The sequence below is a fragment of the Caulobacter sp. FV1ye6ST genome, assembly GCF_058681225.1.
Genome location: NZ_CM178733.1, coordinates 1373837 through 1388408, shown reverse-complemented (window position 1 = coordinate 1388408; position 14572 = coordinate 1373837). Strand labels below are relative to the sequence as shown.

Sequence of the window (14572 nt, the reverse complement as noted above, 5' to 3'; positions counted from 1 at the left end):
TTCTCACCATCCTCAATGCCGGATTTGCAATTTTTTGGGTTGATTACAGCCCGTTAATTTGCGGTAGTTTGCAGCAACGGCCCGATCGCAAATTCGCAAGAGCGCAGAGCCGGACAGGGAGGGAGCTTCTATGAACACCCAATTTTCGCGTCGTCGCGCGTGGCTGATGGCGGGCGGCGCCACGGGCTTGGCGCTGGCGTTCGCCGTGGCCGGCTCGGCTCAAGCGCAAACCACCGCCCCCGCCGCTCAAGACGACAGCAAGGTCGAAGAGATCGTCGTCACCGGCATCCGCCGCGGCATCGAGGGCGCCATCTCGCTGAAGAAGAGCTCGACCTCGATCGTCGAAGCCGTCTCGGCCGAAGACATCGGCAAGTTGCCGGACATGTCGATCGCTGAGTCGATCGCGCGTCTCCCTGGGTTGACCGCCCAGCGCCTGGACGGTCGCGGTCAGGTCATCTCGATCCGGGGCCTGGCGCCGGACTTCACCACCGCCCTGCTGAACGGCCGCGAGCAGGTCTCGACCGGCGACAACCGCGGCGTCGAGTTCGACCAGTATCCGTCGGAACTGCTGAGCGCGGTCGTGGTCTATAAGACCCCTGACGCCGGCCTGATCGGCCAGGGCCTGGCCGGCACCGCCGACATGCGCACCGTGCGTCCTCTGGCCTTCGGCAAGCGCGCCCTGGCCATCGGCGCCCGCTACGAGTGGAACGATATCGGCGCCCTGAACGCCGGCACCAAGGCCCACGGAAATCGCCTGTCGATCTCGTACATCGACCAGTTCATGGACGGTAAGCTGGGCCTGGCGCTCGGCTACGCTCACATGGAGTCGCCCTATCAGGCCGAGCGCTGGAATTCGTGGGGCTATCCCACCGACGCCTCGGGCAACCTGGTGATCGGCGGCGCCAAGCCGTACGTGCAGTCCAGCATGTTGAAGCGTGACGGCGTCATCGGCGTCCTGGAGTTCAAGCCCACCGACACCTTCAGCTCGTCGCTGGACGTCTTCTATTCGAAGTTCAAGAACCACCAGATCCAGCGCGGCATCGAACTGCCGCTGGTCTGGGGCGGCGTGCCGCTGACCAACGCCCAGGCCTCGGGCGGCTTCGTCAACAGCGGCGCGTTCAACGGCGTCAAGGGCGTGGTCCGCAACGACGGCAACGACCGTGACGCGACCATCAAGTCGGTCGGCTGGAACAACAAGTTCAACGTCGGCGACGACTGGACGCTGGTCAGTGACCTGTCGTGGTCCAAGGTCGACCGCACCGACCAGGTCGTCGAGAGCTATTCAGGCACGGGCCGCTCGGGCGTCGGCGCCACCGACAACATGACGTTCGCGATGAATGAAGACGGTGTGGCGATCTTCAAGTCGACCCTGAACTACGCCGATCCGAACGTCATCAAGCTGACCAGCCCGCAAGGCTGGGGCGGCGACATCATCACCGGCGGCCAGGACGGCTATCTGAACCAGCCGCACATCGAGGACGAGCTGAAGGCGGCCCGCCTCTCGGCCACCAAGGCGCTGGGCGACGGCCTGTCGAGCTTCGAGATCGGCTTCAACTACAGCGAACGCTCCAAGGGCCTCGTCAACGACGAATGGTTCCTGCGCGTGAAGGGCTCGCCGGCCAGCGTCGCGATCCCGTCGTCGGCCATCGTAGGCACGACCTCGCTGGCCTTCATCGGCATCGCCGGCATGGTCAGCTACGACCCGTTCGCCCTGATCAAGAACGGCACGTACGACCTGGTCCGCAACCCGAACGCCGACGTGCTGGTCAAGAGCTGGGACGTCGAGGAAAAGGTCACGATCGGCTATGTGAAGGCCAATATCGACGCCGCTGTCGGCAGCGTGCCGGTCACCGGCAACTTCGGCTTCCAGATCGTCAACACCGACCAGAGCTCGACCGCCCTGGGCGCTAGCGGCACCGGTGCGGGCGTCACCCGCACCAACCTGTCGGGCGGCAAGACCTACACGGACTTCCTGCCCAGCATGAACCTGCAGTTCCACCTGCCGGCCGAGCAGACCCTGCGCTTCGCCGTCGCCCGCACCCTGGCCCGTCCGCGTATGGACCAGATGCGCGCCAGCAAGACTTTCAGCTACGACCCGTCCAAGGCCGGCAATAGCAACATCAACTTCTCGCCCTGGAGCGGTTCGGGCGGCAATCCGGAACTCGAGCCCTGGCGCGCCGACGCCTATGACGTGTCGTACGAAAAGTACTTCGGCCGTCAGGCCTATGTCTCGCTGGCCGCCTTCTACAAGGACCTGAAGACCTACGTTTACGACCAGAGCGTCGTTTTCGACTTCACCGGCTTCCCGACCAATGGCGGCCCGACCCCGGCCACGCGCCTGGGCCTGGTCACCACGCCGCAGAACGGCAAGGGCGGCAACCTGAAGGGCGTGGAATTCGCCGCCTCGATCCCCGGCGCGCTGTTCACCGACTGGCTGGACGGCTTCGGCGCCACGTTCAGCGCCTCGTACACCGAGAGCTCGATCCAGCCGAACCCTAGCGACGCGACGCAGCCGATCCCCGGCCTGTCCAAGACCGTCGCCAACCTGACCGTCTACTACGAGAAGAACGGCTTCTCGTTCCGCGTCAGCGACCGCTATCGCTCGAAGTTCCTGGGCGAGGTCACCGGCTTCGGCAACGGCCGCAACTACCGGATGGTGAAGGGCGAATCCGTCGTCGACAGCCAGATCGGCTACACCTTCAACGACGGCCCGATGGAAGGCCTTTCGGTCCTGGCCCAGGTCAACAACCTGACCAACGAGCCCTTCGTCACCTACCAGAACAACGACCCGCGTCAGGTCATCGACTACCAGAACTACGGTCGCACCTACCTCGTCGGCCTGAACTACAGATTCTAAGCCGCCCAATCCTTCCCCAAGGAGCCTATGGCGCCCCTGTCGGCCCTGCCCGACAGGGGTTCTTTTTGGCCTAAACCCAAGAGACCACCGAGCCTTTCAAGCTCTCTTTAGGATTGCGCCGGATAGTGCCGTCCATCTGGGGGAGCGCGCGATCATGCCGACCAAGTCCATCCGTCTGGCCGTCCTACTGGCGAGCGCCGCGGGCCTGCTGAGCGCCTGCGCCACCCGCGAGGAGGTGGCCGCCCTGCGCCAGCCGGCCCTGCCGCCGGTCGCCGTGGCCAAGGCCTCGCCCGCCCGCGCCTTCTATCGCAACGTCGCCGTCCAGGCGGTCGAAGGCGCTCCGGAGTTCCGCTGGTTCGATGGCGGCGCCGTCGTCACCACCCGCCCGACCCGCGTGCAGGTGGTCGAGAGCCTGAACAACCATCTGCGCCGCGCCGAGATGCTGGCGCCTACGCGCCTCGACGCCGAGTACATGCTCTACACGGCGTTCGAAGAGCTTCGCGGCCCCGACGTCTGGTGGGGAACCGACAAGCTGGCCTCGGCTCGCGTGACCTTCCGCCTGGTGCGCTGGCGCACGGGCGAGGTGGTCCGCGAGAAGACCCTGGAAGCCTCCTACGAGGCGCGCTGGACCGGGATCACGCCCGACATCGCCCGCGCCGCCATCGCCGGCCCGCTGGGCGTCTCGCGCGATCGCGTGCTGGCCCTGCCCGGCGGCGCGATCGGCGGCATCGCGCTGGGCTATTACGTCAATCAGAACCTGATCGTTTCGCTCTACGACGCGCCCTATGCCGGCCTGGCCGGCGCGGCCCAGGCCGCCGGCATCGGTGGCCCTAGCCGCCAGGGCCCCGGCTTCGACGCCGCCTTCAGCGCCGCCCTGGCCGTCGGCACGGCGTCGGGCCGCTTCCAGGATCTCGAGGCCATGCTGGCCGGCGGCGTGATCAGCGCGGCCGGCGCGGCGGCGGGCCCCGTCCCGGTGTCACGCGAGGTGTCGCGACAGGGCGAAGTCACCACCGCCTTCAACGGCCGCGACCGGCGCCTCGCCGCCACGCGGGGCCTGATGGACCTGGCCTTCGACCTCTTCATGAACGAGCTCAGCCACGACGGCTCGGTCGTCTACAAGACGGCCGTCTCGTGCCGCGCCCTGAACGGCGACAGCGACCGCGGCCCCTACCTGGCCGAGACCGCCGGCGCCTACGCCGTCGACTGCCCCGGCGCGCGCTACAACGACGCCAAGACGACCAAGGCGTTTCCGGGCAGGTTCTAGTTTCGGCTATGGCTTTGGCGGCTGAGCCTCGGCCGGCGCGCAGGTCCGGACGACTTTCAACGAACCCCCGCCGGGCTGACTCTTGTCGAGATTGAGATCGACCGACCGCTCGCAGCCCTCGTTCAGGATCTTCACGGCCTGGGCCAGGGTGACCGGATCGACGGCCATGCCCGCGCAGGCCGACAGGGACACCGTCAGCAGAAGGCCCGCCACCGGGCCGACGACGCGCTTCATGGAAAGCTCCTTCTAAGGTTTGGAATTGAGGAACACGGCCCGCTCGGCCTCGCGCCGGGCGATCAGGCCCGGCAATTCGCGGCCGCCGGCGAAGCGCCACATCCGGAAGGCGTCGGCCGCCCCCTGGATGTCGCCGGCGATCAGCCGCCGGCGCACGCTGCTGTCGGCGAAGTCCGCCGCGCCGCCGATCTCGCCGACGCCGATATTGTAGGCCAGGCTGGTCATCGCCCCGAGCTGGGCGTCGCTCAGCGGCGTGTTCGGGAACAGGGCGACGACCTTGTCGCGGACGGACTGCGCATCGGCCTTGAGCAGCGCATCGGCGTCGCCCCGGACCATCCCGGCCGGCCACCGCGTCCGCCACTGGCGGTAGGCGGTCTCGCGATCCCTGACCGGCTTGCCGCCGACGAACAGGGCGTGGCCCCAGCCGACGGTATAGATGCCGACGGGATCGGCCTGGGGCTCCAGGACGGCGGTCTTCTTGTCGCGGTCGTGAAGCCCTTCGAAGCGCTGGATCAGCGCGAGCGCGCAGGCGGGTACACCCCGCGCCGAGGGCGTGGGCATGGTGGTTCTCCTTGAGTTTGGGGTGTCAGGCGGTCGGCGTGCGTCTCTGGCGCCAGAGATGGATCAGCATCGCGATCGAAGAGACGGCGACAGCGCTGACGATCGCCATCTCGCGCGCGGTCGCGCCGCGCCGGCCGTGGATGTCGATCGCCACCCCAGCCATGGTCACCGAAAGGCCCATGATGATCAGCGACGCCGCGCGGCTCGACGCCCAGGCCCGGGCTTCGGGCTTCAGCATGTTGCCGCGCAGCGCCAGGGCCAGGGCCGCGGCCCCGGCATTGACCATGGTCACCAGATCGAGCGGGGCCATGTCAGCGCCCCTCCCCGCCGAGGGTCTCGACCTGGCGACGGGCGCGGTTGCCGATGACCTTGAAGATCAGCGGCGCCAGCTCCCAGCCGAACGCCCCGACCGCGAAGCCGAACGCCGAGGCGTCGCGGAGCGGCGCGAACGGGATCAACGGCGCGACCACCTCGACCAGGAACCCCGCCAGCAGCACCCCGGCCAGGATGGCGCAGGCGATGTTGAGCGCCAGGGCGCGATACTCCTGGCGCGAGGGCTGGTGCCCGCCCAGCGCCACCGCGCCGAACTGCACCAGCCCATAGACGGACGCGCCTCCCAGCGCGCCCAGGACCGCGCGGACGCGATCGGGATCGACGTCCATGCGGACCTCCGGAGTCGGGGTTTAAAGGTTCGCTCCGGCGGCGGCCTCATAGGCCGCGCCCTGAACGAAGATCTGATCCAGTTGCTCGCTCGACCAGCCGAAGTTGGCGGCGAACGCGCCGAGGATCGGGTCGCCTCGGTTGATCTCGCCGACAGCGCTCCAGAAGCGCTTTAAGCTACGGTTCCCCGCCGCCCACGCCGCGTCCAAGGCGTCTTCGACCTGATCCATGACGCCCCAGGCCTCCAGGACCATGACAGCCCAGACCTTGTGGATCTTGGCGGGGACCTCGATCGTCGGGGCCGGCGGGGTCCAGTCGGGCACGAGCGACCAGACGATACCATTCCAGAGCGCGGTCTCGCCCTCGGCGAGCTCGGGCGGCTCGACCGTGACCCAAGTCGGCGGCCAGGCGTCGCCGTCGTCTATCTGGCGGCTCGCGCCCGTCCACGCGCCGTGCTCGTCGGTTTCCCAAATGGTCCGAATGTCAGAGCACCTTCACGAAGGGGTTTGCAGCCTTATCGAGTTGCGTATTCGAAGTTGCCGATGGCGCCAGCTTTGGGAGCGCGGTTTGCGTCTTCACGTCGTAGGTGAACGGCTTCAGCACGCTGACGCGAACATTGGAGCTTGCGACCGTACCGGGGATGAGAATGTATCCGTTCTCATTGTCGATCTGCCCGGTGGACCGGATGCCAAAGTTCAAACTGCTGCCGATCGTTATAACTTGATCAACACTGACGACGGCGGTGCCACCACTGTTCCCGACTAGGATGCCGTTGCCCGCCAAGCTCACCAGCTGCCCACTAATACTAGCGTTCAACGCGGTCGGCGACCAAGTCACACAATCATCGTCAGAATAGTATGCCGTCAGCGCGCTTGCACGGCCGACAAAAATCCGCTCATTGATGCTTCCGACCCAATATATCTGGTTCGTTCCGGGGAGGCTTGATAGAGCCCGTCCTCCGGTCAGTGTTCCAGACGAGTTAAAGAAGGAAATCCACTGGTATCCGGCGACATTTCCGCAGACAACCGCCGCGATGAATCTACTGCCGGTCCAAGTCAGCATCCAGACCGAGACATAAGCAGCCGCGTTGCTCATGATCTGCTGAGCGTTGGACCAAGTCGCGCCTCCGTTCGTCGACTTAATCACGAAAGCATAGTAGACTGAATTTCCTTCTCCATCCATGTTGGAGAAGGTCGCCATAGCCATCAGAGTGCCCGCGCCATCACTGGCGACCGCGAAGAGCCCCCCGAAGCTTACAGCGGACGCCACGTAGCCGAGACTAGTCCAGCTGAGCCCACCGTCCGCCGAGCGCATGGTGTAGCCCGTGCTAGAGATGGCGACCACGTAGGTGCCGTCGTAAACTAAAAATGCGATGTCGTAGCTGCCCCCCTGGTCCGTGCTGCGCTGCGTCCAAGTCGTGAGGTCGGGGGACGTGAAGATGAGGCCCCGAGTGCCCCCCACGATGTAGAGCGACCCGACCTTGCAGACGGCATTGAGGGAGTAATTCCAGCCGCCGGGTTGGGTTTGAGCCGTCACGACGTACTCCGTCGAGGCGTTGGTCAGCTTATTGACCGGCGAGCCGTTCAGCGCCGCAAAGTCCGGGTAGCTGGCTCTGCTGATGATCGAGCCATCGGCCTTCTTCCATTTCGCGCCCTTGTTGGTCGCGTAGGAATAGGCAACATCGCCGATGTCGCCAATGAGCAGTGTAGACCACTCGGCGTCGTAATCTGCCGCGGACTTCTTGCGCAGGATCTGGTCGATCGCGCCGCCGCTCGGAACCCCCTGACCGGCCGTGCCCGGAATACCGCCGATGCTGATGTTCCAGGCGCTGAACGTGCCGGTGTTCGCCGAGATCTGGCTGACCGAGACCGTCAGGGTCGTTCCCGAATAGGCGGTGCAGACGCCGACCATGTACCGCGTCGGATCGTTGTTCACGACGGCGTAGATCGGCATCCCCACCTTGAAGCTCTCGCCCGCATCGACCGTGAAGGTCTTGCTTCCCGCCGAGATGCTGTTCGAGGTGGTCGAGGTCGAGGTGAACGACAGGCCCGAGGCGATGTTCTGGATCAGCGCCAGGGTGTCGGCGGCCGCGCCGGCCTTTTCAGCGGCGCGATCGGCCTGCGCCGTCGCCAGCGTGACCTTGCCCGCCGCCAGCGCCACCTGGTCGGCGGCGAGCCCGACTTGCGCGGCCGCCAGCGACACTTGCGCGGCCGAGGCGGCCGCCGAGTTCGCCGACTCCTGGGCGTTGTTCTGGCTGACCAGGGCGTTGGCGCTCACCTGCTGCCGGGCCAGTTCGACCTGTTGCGAGAACACCTGTTCCGCCAGGACGTAGGCGTCGGCCCTCACGTCGAAATTGGCGGGATCGCTGGTCTGGGGCGGTTGCGGCAGGGGGGTGATCGCGACCGTGATCGCGGAGGGAGGCGTGATGGCCACGGGTTTAGACCTCTTCGAGTTCGAGGGAAATCTGGGCGTCTTCCGGCTGGTCCATCGAGATCGTGAACCGCTTGTAGACACCGACGATGAGCAGGGCCGAGAAGTAGCCGCTGTCCTGGTCGTCCAGGCCCGACCACAGCGCCGGCGTGGCGTTGAGGTCGTCGCGCAGCTGCAGGATCCGATCGACGTCGGTCTTCCGGCAGCGCACGGTCTGGACCGTCTTGGGCACCGAGCGGCGCGGAACCAGCGTGGCGGTCCCGAAGTCGTCGCGGTCGATGCGCGAGAAGTTCAGCGCGTCGCTCTCGGCGTCGTGCAGGGTGCGGCCCAGATAGACCGACGAGCCCATCACCACCCCGCCGCAGCGGACATTGCCGTTCGCCTTGGTCAGGGTGAGGGTGATGACCGCGTTGGAATAGGGCGGCAGGTCGAAGCGGGCGAATTCCTGCCGGTAGCGGAACGGCCCGATGAAGTAGTCGTACCAGCCTCGGGTCGGCCGGTTCAGCAGGTTGGCCGAGGCGGTGTAGACGATCACGCTGGCCACGGTGACCGTGATGGTCACCGTGTCGGCGACCATGCCGACGACGCCGATGGCGTCCACCCGCTTGCCCGGCGTCAGCGCCACCGTCAGCGGCGAGGTCGTGCTGGTGCCGGTGTTGCGCAGCAGGTCGAACATCGCCCAGCGGTTGGTTGGACCGACGTCCAGCCAGCAGGTCGCGTTGGCCGCCACGGTCGGGTCCTTGCCGACATTGCTGGCCTTCAGACTTTCATAGACCCGGTGGGACGTGGTGTGGATCACGCGATCGCCGACCGCGTAGGTGGTCCCGGCGGCCCAGACCGCCTCCCCCGCCGAAGGCTCGGCGCAGGTGGTGCTGGTCAGGACGGCCTGCGTGATGGGAATGGGAGGCAGGGCGCGCATCAGGCGGCCGCCTGACTGGTCTGCATGGCGCGGCCGCCCTCGGTCACATTGGTCAAGGTGCGCTCCATCTTGTCGTTGCTGTTGGCGATGCGGGCGTTGGTCTGGCGCAGGTCGGCCAGCTCCTCGCGGAGGCGTCGCAGTTCGTTGATGAGGCTGTCGTCGCCGCCCTCACCGCGGCGGCGGACGTTGACCGCCTCGCCGGGGCTGAGGGCCAGGTTGAAGAGCTTGGAGTCCGGCGGACCCGAACCGCCGACCTCGAAGCCGCCGCCGGTGGCGAAGTTCATGCTCTGGTTGAGATAGGACAGCTGGTCGCGGGCCTTGTAGGTCTCGAGCAGAGAGTACGACTGCGTGCCCGGGGTCAGCGCAGGATTGGCGCCGCCGTAGTATTGCGGGTCACGTCGAGACTCGCTCAGCGCCAGGCTGCCCAGGAAACTGTCGTAGGCGTACTTGCCATCCAGCGTCGTGACCGCCGGGGCGCCGCTGGAAGAGGGGGCGCCCGACAGGCCAAGGCTCGAGCCGCCCACCGACACGACGCCCGCGCTGTTGGCCTCCGCCAAGGCGCCTTGCAGGTTCAGGATCGCCTGCTCCACCGAGATGACGCTGTTGTTGATGTTGATCAGCCCGCTGACTGAATTCTCAAGTTCCTCCAGCTGCTTCTCGGCGATCGAGACCTGGCGGTCGGCGGTGTCGGCCGCGTCGTCCACCGCGCCCCGGACCAGGGCGACATCGCGGAGGTAGTCGATGGTGCTGGTGGCGTGGTCGCGCGACGCCGACGTGAACGCCTCGCCCAGGGCCTGGAGACGCCCCATGGCGTCCGCGTCGCCCAGTCTGGCCTGGGCGGCCGTGGTCTGGAACGCCTCCCGCGTCGTTCGATACCGCGTGGCCAGATCGGTTCCAGCGATCGTCTCCGACAGGCTGGCGCTGAACGCCCTTAGCGACTCCGACAGAGCCTTGAACCGGTCCACGGTCTCCTGGAAGATGGTCTTCTGGCTCTCATAGGCTTGGCTCAGCGCGTCCCGCGCCGCCGACACCTTCTCGGCGGCGTCCTGAGCGGCCCAGATCTGCGTCTGGTACCCCTGCTGGACCGGATCCTCGATCGCCGCCAGCGCCAGGGTGCGGCGCCGCTGCGTGGCTTCGGCCGTCCGCCCCTGGGCGTCCAGGAGGTCCGCGTACATGTTGGACCGGTCGGTGGCCAGCTTGGCGGCGTCGGCCGCGTCCCGCAGGCCCCAGAGAGTCTCGAGCAGCGGGACCAGGGACTTGTCCAGGTCCTCAACCGCCTTCCTCTCCACCTCGCGCGACTTGGCCAGCTTGGCGGCCGGCGACAGGGCCAGGTCGTCGATCTGCCCCTGTAGCGAGGCCCGCTTGTCGTCCACCGCCGCCTTGACGGCCTCTGCCGCCGTGGCGACCTTGTCGAAGGCGGGGGCGAGGGCCAGGAGCGCGGCGTAGAGTTTGGCGCCATCCTCGGTCTTGACGTCTTGGCCGAGGACCAAATCCTTGAAGCCTTCGCGCGTCATGTTCGTCGGCAACTTCAGCTCGGTTAGCCTGTCCTTGACCGAGTCCTTCACCGGCTTCAGGCGCTCTTCGTCCGTCAGGAAATGCTCGCCAAAGAAAGCGGTTTGCTCAGTCAGGTTGTCGAGGCCACCGACCAGTTCGACAAGACGCTCGCGGGCCGCCAGCGAGGCCACACCGACCTCGTTGAACTTCATGCCGACCGACTTCAGCGCCGTGTCGATGACCTCGTACTGGCGCGCCACGCGGACAAGGGTTTCGAAGGCGCCCTCGCCCACCTTCTGGAACTCGGCGATCGCCGGCACGGCCGCCTTGGCCATGTCGTCCCCCAGCTTGCCGAAGATCGCGTTCAGAGCCTCCTCGATCTGCGTACCGGTCATGTCCTTGAAGGACAGCTTGCCGAGGTCGACCTTGAAGCTGGCCAGGATCTCCTGGACGCCGGTCGCCTTGATGGCGTCGGCGGCATCGGTGACTCCCTTGCCCAGCGAGGTGATCAGCTTGGTGACCTGTTCGACGAAGTCGGTGTCCAGCGCGCCGGTCTCGGTGATCACCTTGCTCTTGTTCGAGGTGGTGATCCCGAAAGCCTTCTTCTTGGTCGCTTCCAGCACCTGCTGGTAGGTCGAACCCCAGAGCTTGCCGTCCGTGACGTCGCCCAGGGTCGCGGCGTCGAACTGGATGCCCTGATCCTGCAGCGTCCGGGTCGTGGATTTCGAGAAGCCCAGGTTCGACAGCGACGCCGACGTGCCGGTCTTGCCGAGGTTCAGCCCCTCGGTGCTCAGCATCCCGCCAGCCCCGAACGACCGCGCCAGCGCCGCCGCCACCGCGCCGATCTGGTCGTCGATCGACTTCAGCGACCGGACCATGGCGTTGCCGTATTCCAGGTCCTTGTTCTGGTAGCCTTCGGCGTAGCCGAGGGCCTTCTCGAGGCTGTCAGACTTGGCCTTGGGGTCGCCGAGGACCGAGGTCGCGCCGGCGGCTTCCTGACGCGTCTTCATGTCGTTGGCGCCGGGCGCTGAACCGGCACCGCTGGGCTTACCCTTGATCGCGACGCCGACCTGAACCAGCGCCGCCAGCACGGTGGCGCCCGCCAGCAGGTTGAACGGGAACGGCAAACTGCTGAGCGTCTTGGCGTAGGCGGTAGCGCCGTAGGCCGCCTGCTTGGACACCTCTCCGGTGACATCGGCCGCGTTCGCCGCCGCCTTCACACCCATCGACTTGATGGTGTTCAGCATCTCGATCGTATGGAATGCAATTTCAGCGACCTGCATGGCCTTGTAGCCGTCGGAGCCTTCCTTGAAGAACCCCTTGGCCGCTCCGGCCATAGCGCCATAGGCCTTGACCTGAGCGCGTGTACGCTCCTCCCGTTGCTCGGTCGAAAGGTCTGCACCCGCCGCCGCCTTTTTGATCTTAGCGAGCTCTAGCGAATAGGCCGTGAAGCTGCTCAGCACACCGCCCAACGCCTTGCCGGTCTGGCCAAAGGCGGCTTCGAACTGCTTGCCGAGTTCAGGCGCCAACGCGTTGACGTCGGTGAGCTTGTCGAACATCGCGTCGAGCGGCTTGAGGACGGCCTCGATGGCTTTGCCCGCTTCTTCGAGACCGGTATCGATAAGCGGCTCATTCACCACTATAGGGCGAACCAACTGCTCTTGAACGGAAACCGGCTCCTTGTAGGAAGCGACGACCACGTCATCGCTTGAAGCGCCGGCTGAAGTGTAAGAGCAGTTGTCGTTGGCGGCCTCCTGGATGTTAGAGCCACAGTTGCAGGCGGCGTCGGCGGCGTCCTTGACGTCCTTGCCGGCATGCTTGATGGCCCGCGTGTCACGCGCATCCACGATGTTCTTGACCATGCGAGCGCCGAGGGCGTCCAAGGCCTTGCCCGCCGCGTCCGCGCCGTCGACAATGCCTTTGTAGAGGTCCTTGCCGAAAGCGGCGGCCTTGCCCTCGAACGGATTGTCGATTGGGCCGATAGAGATGGGTTTCAACTCGGGCAGACGGATCGACAGCCCCAGCTTCTCTGCCGCGCCATTGCCCATCCGCACCAGGTTGTTGATGGCGTCGAAGGCCTTGTTGACCAACTGCTGAATGGCTTGGCCGGCCAGGTTCAGGCCGGAGATCACGAGATCCCCGATCGCGAAGCCCAGGCCACCGAAGGCGGCCTTGAACCCTCCAATGAAGCCCCCGATCGCTCGGACGTTCGCCTTAACCACCCACAGGACACCATCGACCACGCCCTGGTAGACTTTGCCGAACAGGTCGCCGAGCCACTTCAGAGCCGGCCCGAAGGCGTCCTTAAGGATGTCCGTCGTCGTCTTCCAGACGCCGGACAGGACGTCGCCCATGGTGACGCCCTTGTCCTTCACCCGACCTAGCTGCTCTTCGGTGAGATGCAGGTGATCGAGGTTCTCGCCGGTCGACTTGCCGATCTGCTGGGCGGTGACCGCGAACACCGTCGCGACCGTCCCGACGGCCAGGGCAATACCGCCCAACACCACGCCCACGGGCGTGAACGCGACCATTTCAGCCGCGCCCGCCACCGTCGCGGCCTCGCCCATCCCGACCGTCGCGGCCCTCAGCTCGCCAGTCGCACCCGTCATCAGCCCCAGCCCCGCCTGCGCCGCCTTGGCGTCGGCGCCCACGACCTTGAGGACGCCCGTCGAAACGCCCATGCGCTTCAGTTCAGTTGCCAGGCTGACGCCCTCGATGGAGGCCTTCAGGAAGGTATTGGCCACTTGCTCGCCGAGGTCGATCAGGACCTTCAGCGGCTCGTCGCCCTTGGACAGCGAAGCGATGGCCTCGATCGCCGATCCACCTAGAGCTTCAGCCTCAGGCGAGGTCAGTCCGCCCGCGACGCTCTTCTTGGAACGCTTATGTGGGATTTGCGGCATCGGCGGCTCGATCGGCTCCGGCGCCTCCATCGGGGACTTGTCGATCGCCGACTTGGCGGCCGAGCCGAACTTTGGCCCCTGCTTCAAAGTCGCCGTCATTGGCCCGCCTTGCGCCTTCGCCAGCCGTTCATAGGCCCTTGCGAGATCGTCGGCGGCCTTCATCGTCTGCCGCATCTGGCCGGCCTGGCGCGATAGCTGGTCATTGATGTCCTTGACCAGCCGAGGCATCGGATTGGACTTGATGATCAGGGCGTAGATGCGCTTCTCGAAGTCCTCGACTTCCTTACTCGCGTCCTTGGCCTCGTCACCGATGTCCTTGAACGCATCGCCGACATCCTCCAGAGCGCTCTCGAAGAGCTTGAGGTCTTTCAGGTCCAAATCAGCCACAGCAGCTCTCCCAAAAAGTTCGGGCCGCGCCTCCTTGCGAAGGCGCAGCCCGGTGGTGGTCAGCCCTTGCTGGGGGCCGTCATGGTCAGAAGGTGTTCGGCGTCGAGGGTCATGACCGCGCGCCGTTCCCAGGGCTCGAGCCGGACGCCCTCGTCGCGCTCCCAGGCCTGGATCTCCAGGCGCGAGAGGCGGGAGGGACCGAACCCGCCGGACTGGCGGGTCTGGCAGAGGTCGGCGTACCAGGCCCACAGGTGGGCCACGTGCGGCGACAGCGGCGGCGGGTTGGCGAGCCGCCAGCTGGCCTCGGGGTCGCCCTGGCGGGCCAGGCTCTCGAGGTGGGTCCGCAGCGGCTCGCCGTCGTCCTGGCGCGCGGCGAGCTCGAACTGCTCGCGGGCGTAGGCGATCAGGCCGCGGACTTGCCCGGCATAAAATTTCCGAGGGTGTTCGACGCCGTGGTGATCTGTTCGGCGATCTCGGAATTGCGGCTGACCAGGCGGAAGGCGTTCTCGGCCGACCACTCCTGCTTGATGCCGCGCCAGCCGACCAGGCGGACGGCGGTCAGGCGATGGCCGAAGGCGATGTCGTCCTCGATCGGGGTGAACTCCGCCTTTTCGGGATTGCTTCGGCCCGTCATGGCGGCGGCCACGGCCTGCTTCTTGCGGCGGTCGTTGACGAGGCGGTTGACCTCGGACTGCACCTTCTCGGACTGGCCGCCCAGCACCCGCAGAAAGACGCCGGAGCCCGAGCCGTCGGCGCGGATATATTCGACCTCGAACGGGGTGTCGCCGGCGGCGACGGCGTCGAGGTCATTCAGGTCGAACAGGGTTTCGGTCGAGAACTTGGTCATGGGTCTGTCCTTGGAAAAG

12 protein-coding genes are annotated in these 14572 nt (G+C 66.3%); 2 read left to right on the top strand and 10 right to left on the bottom strand.

The window, feature by feature from the left end; translation table 11 throughout:
• Positions 1 to 130: 130 nt before the first annotated feature.
• Both ACW175_RS06740 and ACW175_RS06735 read left to right on the top strand, forming a co-directional pair.
• The gene (locus ACW175_RS06740) at positions 131 to 2857 is read left to right on the top strand and encodes a TonB-dependent receptor (RefSeq protein ID WP_492103829.1); all 2727 of its coding nucleotides are present in this window, start codon (positions 131 to 133) and stop codon (positions 2855 to 2857) included.
• Between the two features lie 154 nt (positions 2858 to 3011).
• On the top strand, positions 3012 to 4121 hold the full coding sequence (locus tag ACW175_RS06735; RefSeq protein WP_492103828.1) for a hypothetical protein: 1110 nt from the start codon (positions 3012 to 3014) through the stop codon (positions 4119 to 4121).
• A gap of 6 nt (positions 4122 to 4127) precedes the next feature.
• On the opposite strand, the gene ACW175_RS06730 is transcribed toward ACW175_RS06735, so the two are convergent.
• From ACW175_RS06730 to ACW175_RS06685, 10 genes are all read right to left on the bottom strand, one after another.
• A complete protein-coding gene (locus tag ACW175_RS06730; RefSeq protein WP_492103827.1) occupies positions 4128 to 4355 on the bottom strand; it encodes a hypothetical protein in 228 nt (75 codons plus the stop codon).
• 12 nt (positions 4356 to 4367) lie between these two features.
• The gene (locus ACW175_RS06725) at positions 4368 to 4916 is read right to left on the bottom strand and encodes a lysozyme (RefSeq protein WP_492103826.1); all 549 of its coding nucleotides are present in this window, start codon (positions 4914 to 4916) and stop codon (positions 4368 to 4370) included.
• Positions 4917 to 4941: 25 nt separating this feature from the next.
• Complete coding sequence (locus ACW175_RS06720; RefSeq protein WP_492103825.1) at positions 4942 to 5226, bottom strand: hypothetical protein; 285 nt, start codon at positions 5224 to 5226, stop codon at positions 4942 to 4944.
• 1 nt (position 5227) lies between these two features.
• Positions 5228 to 5578 carry a hypothetical protein gene (locus tag ACW175_RS06715; protein ID WP_492103824.1) on the bottom strand — a complete coding sequence of 117 codons (351 nt, stop codon included), beginning with the start codon at positions 5576 to 5578 and terminating at the stop codon, positions 5228 to 5230.
• 21 nt (positions 5579 to 5599) lie between these two features.
• Positions 5600 to 5899, bottom strand: a complete 300-nt coding sequence (locus ACW175_RS06710; protein WP_492103823.1) for a hypothetical protein — start codon at positions 5897 to 5899, stop codon at positions 5600 to 5602.
• Between the two features lie 160 nt (positions 5900 to 6059).
• Entirely contained in the window at positions 6060 to 8009 is a 1950-nt protein-coding gene (locus ACW175_RS06705; protein WP_492103822.1) for a WD40/YVTN/BNR-like repeat-containing protein, read from the bottom strand.
• 4 nt (positions 8010 to 8013) lie between these two features.
• Entirely contained in the window at positions 8014 to 8925 is a 912-nt protein-coding gene (locus ACW175_RS06700; protein ID WP_492103821.1) for a hypothetical protein, read from the bottom strand.
• The gene (locus tag ACW175_RS06695; RefSeq protein ID WP_492103820.1) at positions 8925 to 13706 is read right to left on the bottom strand and encodes a hypothetical protein; all 4782 of its coding nucleotides are present in this window, start codon (positions 13704 to 13706) and stop codon (positions 8925 to 8927) included. The genes ACW175_RS06700 and ACW175_RS06695 overlap by 1 nt, the downstream gene beginning before the upstream one ends.
• Positions 13707 to 13765: 59 nt before the next feature.
• On the bottom strand, positions 13766 to 14224 hold the full coding sequence (locus ACW175_RS06690; RefSeq protein ID WP_492103819.1) for a phage tail assembly chaperone: 459 nt from the start codon (positions 14222 to 14224) through the stop codon (positions 13766 to 13768).
• Positions 14110 to 14553 carry a hypothetical protein gene (locus ACW175_RS06685; protein ID WP_492103818.1) on the bottom strand — a complete coding sequence of 148 codons (444 nt, stop codon included), beginning with the start codon at positions 14551 to 14553 and terminating at the stop codon, positions 14110 to 14112. The genes ACW175_RS06690 and ACW175_RS06685 overlap by 115 nt, the downstream gene beginning before the upstream one ends.
• Positions 14554 to 14572 lie beyond the last annotated feature (19 nt).